We start from the raw sequence: 15,411 nt of genomic DNA, 5'->3' as shown, positions 1-15,411 counted from the left end.
GCAGGGGATCGAACCCTGCGCGCGACGATCCCGACGATCGCCGTTCCGGTGATTCTGCCGGGCACATTCCGCATGCTCGCCATTGCCGTTTACTCGACGCTGACGATGTTTGCCGCGCGCTACCGCTGATCACCGCCGAACCGAAGGACCGCCAGCACCGAGAAATGGTATTTTTGCCCTTCCCACAGCCGGCTCTAGAATTTTCATCGCAAATCAAGTTATGATGCACTTGGTATTTCCCGGGACGGCTTTGCGCCGCTTGGAATACCGGGAGGAACCGGGACATGGCCGTTGCGCTTGTACTCGTTCTGATAGTCGTGGGCTCGGTGTTGTTCCACTTCCTGAGCCCATGGTGGTGGACGCCGATTGCCTCGAACTGGGACTATATCGACAACACCATCATCATAACTTTCTGGATCACCGGCGTCGTCTTCGCCGCCGTGGTTCTTTTCATGGCCTATTGCGTCTTCCGCTTCCGTCATCGGGAAGGCAATCAGGCGGCATATGAACCTGAGAACAGGCGGCTCGAATCCTGGCTGACGGTCGTCACTGCCGTCGGTGTCACGGCTTTGCTGGTTCCCGGCCTGTTCGTCTGGAGCCGCTTCGTCAATGTCCCAAGCGACGCAACCGAGGTCGAAGTCGTCGGCCAGCAATGGCAATGGAGTTTCCGCCTGCCCGGCAAGGACGGCAAGCTCGGCACATCCGACACTCGCGACGTCAACGCTGAAAATCCGCTCGGCGTCATCGCCGCTGATGCCAACGGCCAGGACGACGTCGTGGTCGAAGCGGCCGACCTGCATCTGCCGGTTGGCAAACCGGTCAAGATGCTGCTCCGCTCGATCGATGTGCTGCACGATTTCTACGTGCCGGAATTCCGCGCCAAGATGGACATGATCCCGGGCTCAGTCACCTATTTCTGGTTCACTCCGACCAAGACCGGAACCTTCCAGGTCCTGTGTGCCGAACTCTGCGGCCAAGGGCATCCGATGATGCATGGCGTGGTCATGGTCGATACGCAGGAAGATTATCTGGCGTGGCTTGGCCAGCAGCAGACTTTTGCGCAGCTGTCCGCGCCCCAACAGATGGGCTCGGCAGAGTAGACGCCGGAACGACGGCGCGCCGTCGGCATTGAAAAGATTGCGGCAGGCCCGAACTGTCGGGCATGGCCGAAAAGGGCACGGAGGTGTTCCTATGGTCGATATCACACCTGCAGATGCGGTACCGCCGGCCGAAGTCGCGGAAATGGAACTTTACCATCCGCACAGCTGGTGGACGAAATACGTTTTCTCGCAGGATGCCAAGGTCATCGCCATCCAGTATTCGGCGACGGCGACGGCGATCGGCATGGTGGCGCTGGTGTTGTCCTGGCTGATGCGGCTGCAGCTCGGCTTCCCCGGCACGTTCGACTTCATCACACCGGAAGCCTACTACCAGTTCATCACCATGCACGGCATGATCATGGTGATCTACCTGCTCACCGCACTCTTCCTGGGCGGCTTCGGCAACTATCTGATCCCGCTGATGGTTGGCGCTCGCGACATGGTCTTTCCCTATGTCAACATGCTGAGCTACTGGATCTATCTCCTGGCCGTGCTGGTCCTCGTGTCGAGCTTCTTTGCCCCCGGCGGACCGACAGGTGCCGGCTGGACGCTCTATCCGCCGCAGGCGATCATGACCGGTACGCCAGGCGGCCAAGACTGGGGCATCATCCTGATGCTCGTCTCGCTGATCCTGTTCATCATCGGCTTCACCATGGGCGGCCTGAACTATGTCGTGACGGTGCTACAGGGCCGCACGCGCGGCATGACACTGATGCGCCTTCCGCTCACCGTCTGGGGTATTTTCACCGCCACCGTCATGGCGCTGCTCGCCTTCCCGGCACTGTTCGTCGCCTGCGTGATGATGCTGCTCGACCGGGCGCTCGGCACCAGCTTCTTCATGCCGGCGATCGTCGAGATGGGCGAACAATTGCAGCATGGCGGCGGCAGCCCGATCCTGTTCCAGCATCTGTTCTGGTTCTTCGGCCACCCCGAGGTCTACATCGTGGCGCTTCCGGCCTTCGGCATCGTCTCCGACCTGATCAGCACCCATGCGCGCAAGAACATCTTCGGCTACCGCATGATGGTCTGGGCCATCGTCGGCATTGGCGCACTGAGCTTCGTGGTCTGGGCGCACCACATGTATGTCAGCGGCATGCATCCCTATTTCGGCTTTTTCTTCGCCACCACGACATTGATCATCGCGGTTCCGACAGCCATCAAGGTCTACAACTGGGTGCTGACGCTGTGGCGTGGCGACATCCACCTCACCATACCGATGCTTTTTGCCCTGGCCTTCATCGTCACCTTCGTCAATGGCGGGTTGACTGGGCTATTCCTCGGCAATGTCGTCGTCGACGTTCCGCTGTCGGACACGATGTTCGTCGTCGCCCATTTCCATATGGTCATGGGGGTCGCCCCGATCATCGTAATCTTCGGCGCGATCTATCACTGGTATCCGAAGGTCACCGGTCGGATGCTGAACGAGACGCTGGGCCGGTTCCATTTCTGGGTCACCTTCCTTGGCGCCTATCTGATCTTCTTTCCCATGCACTATCTCGGCTTGATGGGCGTGCCGCGGCGCTACAACGAATTGACCGATATGACGGTGATGACGGAATCGGCCCACCACCTCAACTCGTTTATCAGCATCATGGCTTTTATCGTCGGTTTTGCCCAGATCGTGTTTCTGTTCAATCTCATCTGGAGCATCCGCCATGGCCGTGAGGCTGGTGGCAATCCGTGGCGGGCAACGACGCTCGAGTGGCAGACGGCCGAAACACCGCCGGGCCATGGCAATTTCGGCAAGGATCTGCCGATCGTCTATCGCTGGGCCTATGACTACAGCGTACCGGGCGCCAAGGAGGACTTCATACCGCAAAACGTTCCGGGCTCCTTCGGACCTTCCAGGGAGCCGGCATGAGCGTCATTCTGGTTTTCCTGCTCGTGATCGCCGGCATTGCTGGGTGGTGGCTCTCGCATCAGCGGCTAATGACGAGGCCGTGGCTCGAGCAAGGTTTGGTCGGGGATTTTGTCGCCCTGGACCGATCGGCGCTGCCGACCGCAAAGATCGGTCTCGGCGTCTTCCTTGCCGTCGTCGGCTGCCTGTTCGCGCTGTTCACCAGTGCTTACTTCATGCGCATGGCGCTGTCGGATTGGCAGCCGCTGCCCATCCCGCCTCTGCTCTGGCTTAATACCGGCGTACTGGTCTTGAGCAGCATTGCCATGCAGTGCGCTTCGCTCGCGGCGCGCAAGGGTCAAGTGGACATGGTCAGGCTCGGCCTCGCCACCGCTGGACTCACGGCGCTCGCCTTCCTGGTTGGACAGCTTATGGCATGGCGGGAACTGAGCGCGGATGGCTATTTTCTGGCGTCCAATCCGGCCAACAGCTTCTTCTACCTGCTAACGGGAATGCATGGGCTGCATATACTGGGAGGGCTGGTCGGCCTGGGCAGAACGACCGTCGGTGCCTGGAACGGTGCGCGGCCGCAGCGGCTTCGCCTGAGCGTCGAGCTGTGCGCCATGTACTGGCATTTCCTGCTTTTCGTCTGGCTCGCCATCTTCGCTCTTCTGGCCGGCTGGGCTTCGACTTTAATCGACATTTGCCGAGGGTTGCTGACCTAGGAGAAACGGGCGGATGGCTGAGACGACACTGACCCACATCGGCCGAACGGGGCCGCGGCCCGCAGGCTGGCAAGGCATCGCCGCCGACTGGTCCTCGGATCAGCGGGCGTTCAAAAACGTGTCTTGGGGCAAGGCCATGATGTGGATCTTCCTGCTCAGCGACACGTTCATCTTCGGCTGCTTCCTGCTCTCCTACATGACCGACCGTATCTCCACACGCGTGCCGTGGCCCAATCCGAGCGAGGTCTTTGCCCTGCGCATCGGCGGCTCCGACATTCCATTGATCCTTATCGCCATCATGACCTTCGTCCTGATCTCGAGCAGCGGAACGATGGCCATGGCGGTGAATTTCGGCTACCGCCGCGACCGCCGCAAGACGGCAGTCCTGATGCTTTTGACCGCGGCACTCGGCGCGACCTTCGTCGGCATGCAAGCCTTCGAATGGACCAAGCTGATCACCGAGGGCGTGCGGCCTTGGGGCAATCCGTGGGGCGCTGCACAGTTCGGCGCATCCTTTTTCATGATCACCGGCTTCCACGGCACACATGTGTCGATCGGGGTGATTTTCCTGATCATCGTGGCGCGAAAGGTCTGGCGCGGGGACTACGACGTCGGACGGCCCGGCTTCTTCACCAGCCGGAGGGGCCGCTACGAAAACGTCGAAATCATGGGGCTCTACTGGCATTTCGTCGACCTGGTCTGGGTGTTCATTTTCGCATTTTTCTATCTTTGGTGAGAGGCAGGACATGGCTGAAGCAACCGCAAATGGCCTTGGACAACACACGCTCGACAGCGCCCGTACGCATGATGCGACGGCGACCAGCGTTACCCCTACGGAGGTTCATCAGGAGCACCCGATCAAGCTCTACCTGGTGGTCTGGGCGTGGCTGTTCATCCTCAGCACCTGCTCCTATCTGGTCGACTATTTCGGGCTCCACGGCTATCTCAGATGGTCGCTGATCCTGATCTTCATGATCCTCAAGGCAGGGCTGATCGTCGCCATCTTCATGCACATGGCCTGGGAACGGCTGGCGCTGACATATGCAATCATCCTGCCGCCGGTGCTGGTGCTGGTATTCGTGACGCTGATGGTCTTCGAAGCGGACTACACCCTTCTCACCCGAATGGCGTTTTTCGGGGCCGGGCCCTGACATGCAATCCGGATCCAGGCCGTCCTGTTCTGGAGCCTTCGCCTTGAAACAATCTACGGCTGGACCATTTCTGTTGGTATCGGAAACGACAGGCGATGCCGGCGTTTCCACATGCGTCGCGAACACCAGCAAGGGGCGCCCAAGATGACCATCGCAAACAGACTGAAGGACTTCATCGATAAGAAAGGCATTTCCTACGACACCGTCGAGCATCACCGCACGGCGACAAGCAGACAATCCGCCATTGCGGCACATGTGCCTGGCAGCATAATGGCCAAATCGGTGGTCGTTCACCACGACCGTGGCTACGCGCTGGCCGTGGTTCCAAGCACGCACAGGATAGAACTCGCGACATTGCAGGATGTTATGGACAAGCCTCTTGGACTTGCCTCCGAAGACGAGGTGGTCTCGTTGTTCGGCGATTGCGATGTCGGCGCTGTGCCGCCGATCGGCGCTGCCTATGATGTGCCGGTGGTCCTCGATGAAAGCCTCGGCGACGCTCCCGAAATCTATTTCGAGGGCGGTGACCATAGGACGCTGGTGCATGTGAGCGGCAAGGATTTCCGCGACCTGACAAAAGACGCGCGCCAGGCCCGTTTCAGCCACCCGGCCTATTGAAAGCTCTGCCCCACCCTCCCCGCACCGGCGCTCGGTGCGGAGGACAGGTTTTTCAGCTCACGGTCTGGTAGCCGGCGGCGATTCGACAACTTTCCGATAGACATGCCAGGTGGCATGACCAAGGATCGGCAGCACGACCGCCAACCCGGCGAACACTGGCAGCGAGCCGATGATCAAGGCGACGGCGACAATAAGGCCCCACACTGCCATCACGATCGGGTTGGCCAGGACAACGCGCACCGAGGTGTGGATGGCTTCGTAGGCGCCGACATCGCGGTCGAGCAACAACGGGAATGCGACGACCGTGGTGCACAACACAACCGCGGCGAACACAAAGCCGATGGCGTGACCCAGGATGATGAGTGTCCAGCCGCGTCCCGTGGCGAATATATCACTGATGAAGCTGGACAGCGATTGCGGCGGCGCCGGGCCGAACACGGTCTGGTAAAATATCTGGGCCGTCAAAAGCCAGGCGATGAATATCGCAAGCAGCATGATGCCGACCGCCGCAATAGCCGGCAGCGCCGGAGAACTTCTGACCTCAAAGGCGTGCCTCCACGAGGCATCGAGCCCGGCTTCCCGTCGCCGGCTGATCTCATAGAGGCCGATCGCCGCGAACGGACCAATTAGCGCAAAGCCGGACACAAGCGGAAACAACAATGGCAGCGTGTTGTTGCCTGATGTCCAGACGGCAAGCACGACCCCCGCAAGCGGGTAGATCAGGCAGAGAAAAACGATGTGCGACGGCTTGACCATGAAATCATCGACGCCACGCCTGAGCGCATCAAAAAGATCGGAGACACCGATTTTTCGAATTCTGGTGTGTTCCAGCGTCTCGTTGGCGCCTGCTATCACGTGAAAACTTGCCATGACCATTCCTCCAGACCGGGTCCGGTAAGGTCGCGTTTTACGGTGCTGCCGTTCTGCGTGATTGGCCACGCAAACCGCGACCTGCACCATGATCAATATACTCTCATGCGGGGGACTTGTCGCGCTTTGTACGAAGGCCCCCGGGGGGTAAGAGGTCCCGGGTAGCCCGACTAGCTCTGGACACCTTTCTTCGATATGCTCTTCTAGACGAAGGTGAAGGTCATGGATGGAAGGACAGTTCTCATACTCGGCCTTGGCATCGTTATTCTGCTGTTGCTGGGATTTTGTGCTCTGCCAACGTGATGTTTTTAGCCGGGCTCAATAGCCGGCTGACGCGACCACTCGCATTACAATGGTGTCGGCAAGCAGCGCCGCGAAGATCGCGAAAAGATAGACAATCGAATACGCAAACAACGCCTTTGCCGGCTTCATCTCGTTGTCGGCGACGAGGACCTTCCAGGCGTGCCAAATGAACCCTGCGCCCAACGCTGCTGAAGCAGTGCCGTAGTATCCGCTGGCGAAGCCGAAGGCCCAAGGAAGCACGCCGATTGGCGCCAAGACCAGCGAATAGGCGAAGATTTGTTTTCTGGTCGAGTGCTGGCCGGCCACATTCGGCATCATCGGGATGCCCGCCGCGGCATAGTCGCCGACCTTGAAAAGGGCCAGCGCCCAGAAATGAGGCGGCGTCCAGAGGAAAATGATCAGAAACAGAATGACACTTTCGATGCCGATTGCGCCGGTTGCAGCCGCCCACCCGATCACCGGAGGAAGGGCGCCTGCCGCGCCGCCTATGACGATATTCTGTGGCGTCGAGCGTTTCAGCCACATCGTGTAGATAACGACATAGAAAAAGATGGTGAACGCCAACAGCGATGCGGCAAGCCATCCCACCAGCACGCCGAGCGTCATGACCGACAGTGCGGAAAGCACCAAGCCGAAGCCGAGAGCTTCGCCAGGCGTGACGCGGCCTGACGGAATTGGTCGCTTGGACGTGCGAGACATCAAGGCGTCTATGTCTGCGTCGTACCACATATTGAGCGCGCCGGCCGCCCCTGCTCCAACCGCAATTGCGCCGATGGCGATTACGGCGATAACTGGATTCATCACGCCGGGCGCCATCATCAAGCCGACGAAGGCGGTAAAAACGGCGAGCGCCATGACCCGTGGCTTCAACAGCGCAAAGAAATCCCCGGCCGTCGCCTCCGAGAGGCGGATGCCGGTATCCTTGAGACGGCTTTCTTCAGTCGACATTCAGACGACCACCGATGGGAACGGCAGCCTAGCCGGCCAATGTCTTTTTTGCAACGAGCCGCCCTCCCCGCCGACACTGCCGGTGGATTGCGGTCGAGGCCATGCCTCGACCTGTTTGCGATACCAAGATCCGGCGGAAGAGCCGCGTTATTTGGAGAATTGCTTCAGATAGGCAATGACATTGACGATGTCCTCGTCTTTCTTGAGGCCGGGAAACGCCATCTTCGTTCCTTTGACCATCGCCTTGGGATCGCGAAGGTAGCTCGTCAGCGTGGCCTCATCCCATTTGACGCCGGACTTGCCGGCCTCGGTCATCGCCTTGGAATAGCTGAACCCCGGATGCGTGCCGGCCGTTCGGCCGATGACGCCGTTCAAGGACGGACCGACCTTGTTCTGATCCTTGTCCGCGACGTGGCAGACCTTGCATTTGGCGAAGACCTTCTCACCCGCCGCGGCATCCTGAGCCCACGAGGGGCCGGCGATGACGGTCGCGACCGACATGATGATAAAAAACACAATGGCACGCATGGCATTTCCTCCCTGATCGCCAATTTGCCCTGGCTGACCTGCACAGGCCGACATCTAGTCCGCTGGCATGCGCTCTTGAATGGCAGAACGGATATCCACTGCCTGGAGTTGCGGCACCTACATACCACGGAACCCGGCCGGCAGGTAGAGTTCGGCCATGCAAAGGTTTCATGCGGACAATCTGCTCAAGGCAATTTGGTGTTGCAGGTGGTGGCGATCCGGCCGACCGCCTCTTCAACTCCGGCGAGGTCAAACTCGGCTTTGCCGCGCCCCGACAGCAGCCCGAACCGCCAGGACAGCAGCAGCCGGTCCGCGGAAATCAGTCGCCTGATGCCGTCGGCACCGTCGCGCACCAGCATCCTGCTGCGCGGGCCGACCGACCAGCTTTCGTTGAGCTTGCCGGATTGGTCGACAGTCACCGACATGGCGATGGTTCGGCTGGCGGAAACAGTATCGCTCAGCTGCAGCCATTCGCTCCAACGCGGTTCGCCGGCGGTCCGGCAGGCAATCGTCAATACCGGGCTGTAGCTCAATGCGCCGCCGCCGGTGATGAGCTTGTTGGTAGCGTAAAGCGAGGCGGTGACAAGACCGTCGCTGGTCTTGTCGAACCGCCAGTTGTCGAGAACCGTGTCAGCCTGGGCGATGCCGTAGACCGACGCAAGCAGGAACGCCGCCGCGACCACGCTTCCGATACCGAAGAACTGTCTCAACGATGCCTCCAACAACCGCTGCGATCCGCAACCCAGCGCAGATAATCATCAAAGCTTCGTATCGCCACCTCGACCGCCAGATGCGTGAAATCCGTTGCGCCTGCGCCACAACGAAAAAGGCCGCCTCGAGAAGGCGGCCTTTTGGAATTCAGCAGGGACGTTATTCAGCGTCCTTGGCGGCCTTTTTCTTCGGCGCAGCCTTCTTCTTGGGCTCTTCAGCGTCGTCGTCGGCCTTCTTGGTGTCGGCTTTTTTCGCAGCCGCCTTCTTCGCCGGCTTGGCCTTGGTCGTCTCCGTATCCTCGTCGTCGGCCAGCAGCTCTTCCTTGCTGACCTTGACGTCGGTGACCGAGATCTGGCCAAGCAGATGGTCGACCACCTTCTCTTCGAACATCGGCGCGCGCAACGTATTCAGCGCTTCGGGATTGTTGCGATAGAATTCGAAGGCCTCCTGCTGCTGGTTGGCCGGATAGCGACGCACCTGCTCGAACAGGCCGCGCTGCAATTCCTCGTCCGTCACCGTGACGCCCGCCTTCTCGCCGATTTCGGCGAGAACCAGGCCGAGACGCACGCGGCGCTCGGCAAGCCGCATATATTCGGCACGCGCTTCCTCTTCCGTCGTCTCTTCGTCGGCAAAGGTGCGCCCGGCGGCTTCGAGATCGCGGTTGACCTGGTTCCAGATGTTGTTGAACTCGGCCTCGACGAGCTTGGACGGCGCCTCGAACGAGTAGGCGGCGTCGAGCTGGTCGAGCAACTGGCGCTTGACCTTCTGGCGCGTCATCGAGCCGAACTGATTTTCGATCTGACCGCGCACCACCTCGCGCAGGCGCTCCAGCGACTCCAGGCCGAGGTTTTTGGCCATCTCGTCGTTGATCTCAAGTTCGCCGGGCTTCGACACTTCCTTGACGGTCACGTCGAAAGTGGCTTCCTTGCCGGCCAGATGCGCCGCCTGGTAGTTTTCCGGGAAGGTAACCGTGACCTGCTTCTCGTCGCCGGCCTTGCTGCCGACCAGCTGGTCCTCGAAGCCAGGGATGAATTCCTTCGAGCCGAGCACCAGCGGCTGATCGGTGCCGGCGCCGCCGCCGAAGGCTTCGCCGTCGATCTTGCCGACATAATCGAGGGTCACGCGGTCGCCCTCGGCGGCCTTGCCGGTCTTCGGCTCATAAGTGCGCGCCGACTCGGCGACACGCTTGACCTGTTCATCGATCTCCTCATCAGGCACTTCGAATACCTGACGCGTCACCTTGATGTCGGAGAAATCCTTGATCTCGATCGGCGGAATGACCTCATAGTTCAGGCGGAACTCGAAATCTGCGCCACCAGCCAGGATCTTCTCGGCTTCCTTCTCGTCCTCGGTCATGATCACTTCTGGCTGCATGGCAGCCTTTTCGCCGCGCCCGGTGATGATCGAACGGGTCGAATCGTTGAGGATCTCGTTGACCACTTCGGCCATGAACGATTTACCATAGACTTTGCGCAGATGCTGCACCGGCACCTTGCCGGGGCGGAAGCCGTTGATGCGGACCTTGTTCCTGGCATCGGAGAGCCGCGCCATCAGCTTGGCTTCCATGTCACCGGCCGGCACGGTGATCTTGATCTCGCGCTTGAGACCGGAGTTGAGCGTTTCGGTGACCTGCATCATAAAACCTTTGTTTCCACCAATGAGGCCGTCAAACGGCCCCTGCCGTTCACAGCCTGCCGGTATGATCTTGCCGGGAATGGCTTTTGGTGCGGGACTTGGCGATTTGTCCGCCCAACGCGGCACAAATCCTCCAGAAATACGCTCCAAAATGTGAATAAGTCTTTGTTTTTCCTACTTCTTATCACATTCTGCAGAAGCGGATCGTCGCGTCCCGTCACATTCGACACGCCTTTTGTCACAGGCGACGCTGATTTTCAACCATCTTTGCATTCCGGCCAATGATGCCGATGTGGGCTCTGACATTGACAGAATGATGGCTACATGGGATTGGCCGGGCAATGCGGATGTGGCGGAATTGGTAGACGCCCTGGATTTAGGTTCCACCCCTAAGCAAATCCGCTACCGGAGCTACCCCCAAAAACCCTTGTAATTCATGCCGTTCAGCCCTGCTTTCGAGCCCTGAGCCGGTCGTCTCCGTTTGCGGAGTAGATCGTGTGACATAGCGCTCTTGTGGCACGGAAGTCGTGGCATCGTGACCTGACAGGAGAACAAACCGTGAGCAAAATCAAACACGCCCGTGAGGCAATCGACGTCCTGGCCCGTGACATGAGGGAGTATGGCCTTCACCCAGCATGGTCCCAGCGCCTGCGTGGCATCCTGGCTGACTTCCTGACGCCGAACCCAATGCTGCCTCGGGCACCACGCAGCGAGACCAACAACGTGAGGCTAACGCAGGAGCTGGCCACGATGATTAGGTCCTACAAGCAGGACAACCCTGAGGCCCGCCAGCGCGACATGAGCGCCATCTTCAGGATCGACCAAGCTCACGTCTCCCGCGTCCTGCGCGGCGTGGTGTTCCCTACGGTGGCTGCCTGATGGCTGAGAACCGGAAAGGCGTCCACGTCCTCGCAAAGATCAGCGGCCTACCCTACCGGGACGTGAAGCTGATCCTCTACCAACTCATGATGGATGCACCCGCCGCCGAGCGGGCTGCCCGAACGTTGGCCGCAGCCATATTAGGAGAAGCGATTGAACGCGCACTGCTCGACGAGCCATTTCCAAAGACAGGTCGAACTCGAAATCGAGATGACAGGCCTCGGAACAGCCCGCTATCACTCATACACCAACAAGGAAGTCGAAGCCGAACGGGGCTCTGACATCAGGACGGGTGGCCACCTTATCCAACAGGTGGTCGGCCCCATGTCCAAGGCAATCGCGGCGTTCGTAGCGGATGTCTACTCCGGTCGCCCTGGCCCCAAGGCTGTCGCTGCCCGCCTGATTAAGGACATGGACCCCCCGGTGGTTGCCTACCTCGCCGCTAAGGCCATCCTCAGCCGGCTCATGCACCGCACCCAGGCACCGCTCGTCGGGATTTCTCGGCTGGTCTCCAAGCATATCGAGTGCGAGGCCCGCTTCAGCCAGTTCGAGAAGATGAACCCCAAGCTGTTCGCCAAGATCAGCAAGGGCCTGTCCGATGACGGCGCGACCGAGCAGCACAAGGCTACCGTCCTAACCTATTCGATGGGCAAGTACGACATCCCTTGGGACCGGTGGTCGAAGCAGGAAATGGTCCTGCTAGGCTCCAAGCTGGTCGAGGTCTTCTGCGAGCATACCGGCCTCGCGAGCATCGAGCTGACCCAAATCTCGTTCTCGGGTCCAAGCAAGGATCAGTATCTGGTCGCCCTGACGCCCAAGGTCAGCGAGTGGATCGGCAACTCGATCATGAAGGGCGAGCTACTGCAGCCCTACTACATGCCCACCGTCATCCCGCCGAAGGATTGGGACAGCCTGACAGGCGGCGGCTACCACAGCAACGCCGTGCGGCCACTCCAACTCGTTCGCCGCGCCCGCCCAGGCCAGCTTGACAAACTCAAAGGGGCTCACCTCGGGGCTGTCTACGGTGGCCTGAACGCCATCCAGAAGACCGGCTGGGCGATCAATGACCGCATCCTCGACGTGATGAGGCAGTTCATCTCGGCCGGCTCAGACGTGGCTGGGCTCATCCCCAGGCGCGACATCGATATGCCTGAGCGGCCAGAGGGCATCGACACCGACCCAACCATCCTCCGCGAATGGAAGTGGGCGGCGCGGGACGTCTACAAGGCCAACCTCCAGCGCGCCCAGGACCGCCTCGCCCAGGAACAGCTCATCGAACTGGCCGAGAAGTTCCAGGGCGACCCTCTGTTCTTCCCGCACAACCTCGACTTCCGGGGCCGCGCCTATCCGGTGCCGCTCGGGCTGAACCCGCAAGGGCCAGACAACGTCAAGGGCCTGATCATGTTCGACGACGCCTTGCCCCTAGGTGAGGACGGCGAGCGCTGGCTGGCCATCCACGGTGCCAACGTCTTCGGCGTCGACAAGGTGGCCTTCAACGACCGGGTGAAGTGGGTCGAGGAGAACAGGTTCCTGATCTGGGCACAGGCGGTCGACCCCTTCGCCAACCTGTGGTGGACTGAGGCAGACAAGCCGTGGTCCTTCCTAGCGTTCTGCTTTGAATGGCTGGCGCTGGACCAAGAGGGTGACGCCTTCAAGTCCCGGCTACCCATCGCCCTGGATGGCACATGCAATGGCCTTCAGCACTTCTCGGCCATGCTCCTCGACAGCGTCGGTGGCGCTGCCGTCAACCTGATCCCCGCCGCAACGCCGCAGGACATCTATGGCGTGGTCGCCGAGCGGGCTATGGCACAACTGCGTCTTATTGCCTCCGCTGACGGAGACCTCCCCATTGAGGAGGCACCTGACCCGAAGGACAAGAAGAAGCGAGGACCCACGGAGGCTGAGCGCCGCCGCTGGGCACACGAATGGGTCCACTTCGGGATCGACAGAAGCACCACGAAGCGCCCGGTTATGGTCCTGCCCTACGGCGGCACCCCAAGATCGTGCGTCAAGTACGTCGAGCTGGAGATCAAGAAGCGGATTGCAGACGGCCAGGAACACAACCTCGGGGATGACCTCTCTCGGGCCATCGGGTTTCTGTCCAGTGTCATATGGTCGAGCATCGGTGACGTCGTCATCGCGGCTAAAGAGGCCATGGAGTGGCTGCAGAAGGTGGCGAGAATCATCGCCAAGAAGAACCTTCCGGTCCACTGGACGACGCCGTCTGGCTTCGTGGGATACCAGAGCTACATGGACACCCGGCACCGTTTGATCAAAACCAAGATCAGCGGCTCGGTTCTCCAGCTCCTCACCCACGACGAGACGGACGAAATCAACAGGGCGAAGCAGGCTACCTCCATCAGCCCCAACTTCGTCCACAGCCTGGATGCCTCGGCCATGATCCTTACTGTCGACGCCCTGGCCGGCGATGGCATCAAATCCTTCGCCATGATCCACGACAGCTATGGCACCCACGCCTGCAACACCACCAAGCTTGCGACGAAGCTCCGCGAGGTCTTCATCCGCATGTATGAGACCAGTCCGCTCACCCACTTCCGAGACGAGCTGGTCGAGAACCTCGGCCCGTCACTCCTCGACGAGCTTCCCGAACTTCCACCAACAGGAGACCTCAACCTCTGGCAGATCATGAACTCCGACTTCTTCTTCGCCTAATCGTCTCCGCTAACGGAGCGACTGATCAAACGGAGGTTAGGGTGACCAGTAGCCCTACGAAACCGAAAGGAACATTATGAGCAGGAATATAACCCTAAGGATGGGCGCAGCAGGCCACGACATAAGCGTTGGCTCTGTGACCATCGACCTTGCAGCTGCTTCCAAGACGGAGCGCTACGAGGTTCGCCGGACCCTGATCGAAAGCCTCAAGGCTGACGGCTACTTCGGCAAGAGGGAACAGCGCAAGGCCATCCACCGCGAGCGCCGCGCATGAGCATCACCTCAGCAGTGCTGCTCGCCATCGTCCTCATCCTCATCACCCGAGCCATGACAGGAGGCCCACATGCCCCGGCTTAACCGCGACGTTCTCAACATGGCCGGCCCACGCGAAGTGGCAATGGCCTCCCTCACGGTCCTCGACCGACTGCAGGACTTCCGCCCCGAAATCCAGATCATGGGCGCGGCGGCGGTCTTCCTCGAACTGGCAGCTCATCTCGGCATTCCTGCTCAGGAAGCCTTCGCTGCGACCAAGAACCTCATCAACGGCGACGACGGCAAACGGGCCGAGTTCCGCGCCATCACCGCATACCTCAAGGGAGAGATCGCATGAAGAAGTTCAACAAGGGTGACGTCGTTCGCCGCATCACCTACCCCAACCACGGCTACGATGGCCAGAAGATGCTCGTTGGCTCTGAATGGACCGTTGTCCGACAGGTCAATGACACGATCGAGGTCGAGGGTTTCGATAAAGGCCAAGCCTCCAGCCTCGTTCAATACTTCACGCTGGTCAAGCAAGCACCAGCCGCTCCCCAGGTCGGCGACAGCATCATGGTCACCGAGGTTCCGACCCACTGGTGGATCAAGCCAGGCATGGTCGGCGAAATCACCGGCTACAACTCTGGGACTTACGCCTACAACATCAAGATCGGCCTCCAGCGATGCTCCCTCAACCCTGACAACTTCGTCGTCGTCCCCAAGCAGTATCTGTTGGATCAGGCAGCGTTCAATAAGGCCAAGAAGAACGCGTTCGAGGCTCGCTTCGGCACCTTCTATCCCATCACTGGCCGGCGCGCTGACTTCATCATCATGGACGACATCGAACCCACCAAGAAGGTCAACAAGCAGGCTCCCATCAAGTCGGTCAAGGTCGCCCCGGAAGCGATCCTCAAGCTCCTCACCGACTACGTGAAGGGCACCCTCGGCATCGACGCCCAGGTCACCAAGATCACCTCCTCCTTCGAGAAGTCCTTCGATCTGGTCCTGAAGGCTGAGGCATGATCCGCCCGACACCAGCACTCAACGCCGCGATCCTCACATGGAAGCGCGGCTTCCCCATCCCAGTCGATCTCTGGGCCAAGCTCACCGATCAAGGGTTCGACGTCGCGTCCCTTGAACGCCGTCATCTCGTCTAATTACCTCCCATAAAGGACCTC

Annotated in this window: 17 protein-coding genes; 12 read left to right on the top strand and 5 right to left on the bottom strand. The window is 60.1% G+C overall.

From position 1 onward, the window contains the following. The first annotated feature begins 284 nt into the window (after nucleotides 1-284). The 6 genes from coxB (at nucleotide 285) to NKH01_RS02155 (ending at nucleotide 5,431) form a co-directional block, all read left to right on the top strand. Nucleotides 285-1,100, top strand: coding sequence for a cytochrome c oxidase subunit II (gene coxB, locus NKH01_RS02180; RefSeq protein ID WP_023720162.1), 816 nt, complete (start codon nucleotides 285-287; stop codon nucleotides 1,098-1,100). A gap of 91 nt (nucleotides 1,101-1,191) precedes the next feature. Then, nucleotides 1,192-2,961 carry a cytochrome c oxidase subunit I gene (gene ctaD / locus NKH01_RS02175; protein WP_023720163.1) on the top strand — a complete coding sequence of 590 codons (1,770 nt, stop codon included), beginning with the start codon at nucleotides 1,192-1,194 and terminating at the stop codon, nucleotides 2,959-2,961. Continuing rightward, entirely contained in the window at nucleotides 2,958-3,662 is a 705-nt protein-coding gene (locus NKH01_RS02170) for a cytochrome c oxidase subunit 3 (RefSeq protein WP_352482148.1), read from the top strand. Before ctaD ends, NKH01_RS02170 begins: the two co-directional genes overlap by 4 nt. Before the next feature lie 13 nt (nucleotides 3,663-3,675). Beyond that, nucleotides 3,676-4,398, top strand: coding sequence for a heme-copper oxidase subunit III family protein (locus tag NKH01_RS02165; RefSeq protein ID WP_352482147.1), 723 nt, complete (start codon nucleotides 3,676-3,678; stop codon nucleotides 4,396-4,398). Nucleotides 4,399-4,408: 10 nt separating this feature from the next. Beyond that, the gene (locus NKH01_RS02160; protein WP_023720165.1) at nucleotides 4,409-4,813 is read left to right on the top strand and encodes a cytochrome C oxidase subunit IV family protein; all 405 of its coding nucleotides are present in this window, start codon (nucleotides 4,409-4,411) and stop codon (nucleotides 4,811-4,813) included. A 144-nt stretch (nucleotides 4,814-4,957) separates the two neighbouring features. After that, nucleotides 4,958-5,431 (top strand): aminoacyl-tRNA deacylase, encoded by a 474-nt coding sequence (locus NKH01_RS02155; RefSeq protein ID WP_023720166.1) that lies wholly within the window; start codon nucleotides 4,958-4,960, stop codon nucleotides 5,429-5,431. A gap of 57 nt (nucleotides 5,432-5,488) precedes the next feature. Here the strand turns inward: NKH01_RS02155 and NKH01_RS02150 are convergent, their stop codons facing one another. The 5 genes from NKH01_RS02150 to tig form a co-directional block, all read right to left on the bottom strand. Further along, nucleotides 5,489-6,301 carry a DUF2189 domain-containing protein gene (locus tag NKH01_RS02150; protein WP_352482145.1) on the bottom strand — a complete coding sequence of 271 codons (813 nt, stop codon included), beginning with the start codon at nucleotides 6,299-6,301 and terminating at the stop codon, nucleotides 5,489-5,491. Nucleotides 6,302-6,619: 318 nt separating this feature from the next. Then, nucleotides 6,620-7,552 carry a heme o synthase gene (locus NKH01_RS02145; protein WP_353018749.1) on the bottom strand — a complete coding sequence of 311 codons (933 nt, stop codon included), beginning with the start codon at nucleotides 7,550-7,552 and terminating at the stop codon, nucleotides 6,620-6,622. A gap of 147 nt (nucleotides 7,553-7,699) precedes the next feature. Next, complete coding sequence (locus NKH01_RS02140; RefSeq protein WP_502896297.1) at nucleotides 7,700-8,053, bottom strand: c-type cytochrome; 354 nt, start codon at nucleotides 8,051-8,053, stop codon at nucleotides 7,700-7,702. Nucleotides 8,054-8,265: 212 nt separating this feature from the next. Further along, nucleotides 8,266-8,790: a hypothetical protein gene (locus NKH01_RS02135; RefSeq protein ID WP_352482143.1), complete on the bottom strand. Its 525-nt coding sequence runs from the start codon at nucleotides 8,788-8,790 to the stop codon at nucleotides 8,266-8,268. A 160-nt stretch (nucleotides 8,791-8,950) separates the two neighbouring features. Further along, nucleotides 8,951-10,426: a trigger factor gene (tig, locus tag NKH01_RS02130; RefSeq protein ID WP_352482299.1), complete on the bottom strand. Its 1,476-nt coding sequence runs from the start codon at nucleotides 10,424-10,426 to the stop codon at nucleotides 8,951-8,953. Nucleotides 10,427-10,984: 558 nt separating this feature from the next. On the opposite strand from tig, the gene NKH01_RS02125 reads away from it, so the two are divergent. From NKH01_RS02125 to NKH01_RS02100, 6 genes are all read left to right on the top strand, one after another. Further along, nucleotides 10,985-11,305: a hypothetical protein gene (locus NKH01_RS02125; RefSeq protein ID WP_353018746.1), complete on the top strand. Its 321-nt coding sequence runs from the start codon at nucleotides 10,985-10,987 to the stop codon at nucleotides 11,303-11,305. A gap of 153 nt (nucleotides 11,306-11,458) precedes the next feature. Beyond that, complete coding sequence (locus tag NKH01_RS02120; RefSeq protein WP_353018745.1) at nucleotides 11,459-13,978, top strand: DNA-directed RNA polymerase; 2,520 nt, start codon at nucleotides 11,459-11,461, stop codon at nucleotides 13,976-13,978. A 136-nt stretch (nucleotides 13,979-14,114) separates the two neighbouring features. Then, nucleotides 14,115-14,252 carry a hypothetical protein gene (locus tag NKH01_RS02115; RefSeq protein ID WP_353018743.1) on the top strand — a complete coding sequence of 46 codons (138 nt, stop codon included), beginning with the start codon at nucleotides 14,115-14,117 and terminating at the stop codon, nucleotides 14,250-14,252. Nucleotides 14,253-14,321: 69 nt separating this feature from the next. Further along, entirely contained in the window at nucleotides 14,322-14,588 is a 267-nt protein-coding gene (locus tag NKH01_RS02110; protein WP_352704324.1) for a hypothetical protein, read from the top strand. Continuing rightward, nucleotides 14,585-15,256: a hypothetical protein gene (locus tag NKH01_RS02105; RefSeq protein WP_353018741.1), complete on the top strand. Its 672-nt coding sequence runs from the start codon at nucleotides 14,585-14,587 to the stop codon at nucleotides 15,254-15,256. Before NKH01_RS02110 ends, NKH01_RS02105 begins: the two co-directional genes overlap by 4 nt. Further along, complete coding sequence (locus NKH01_RS02100; protein WP_353018739.1) at nucleotides 15,253-15,390, top strand: hypothetical protein; 138 nt, start codon at nucleotides 15,253-15,255, stop codon at nucleotides 15,388-15,390. The genes NKH01_RS02105 and NKH01_RS02100 overlap by 4 nt, the downstream gene beginning before the upstream one ends. Nucleotides 15,391-15,411: the final 21 nt, after the last annotated feature.

This window comes from Mesorhizobium sp. M1403, assembly GCF_040317695.1.
Lineage (GTDB): Bacteria > Pseudomonadota > Alphaproteobacteria > Rhizobiales > Rhizobiaceae > Mesorhizobium.
This window is presented reverse-complemented; position numbering and strand designations above follow the sequence as displayed.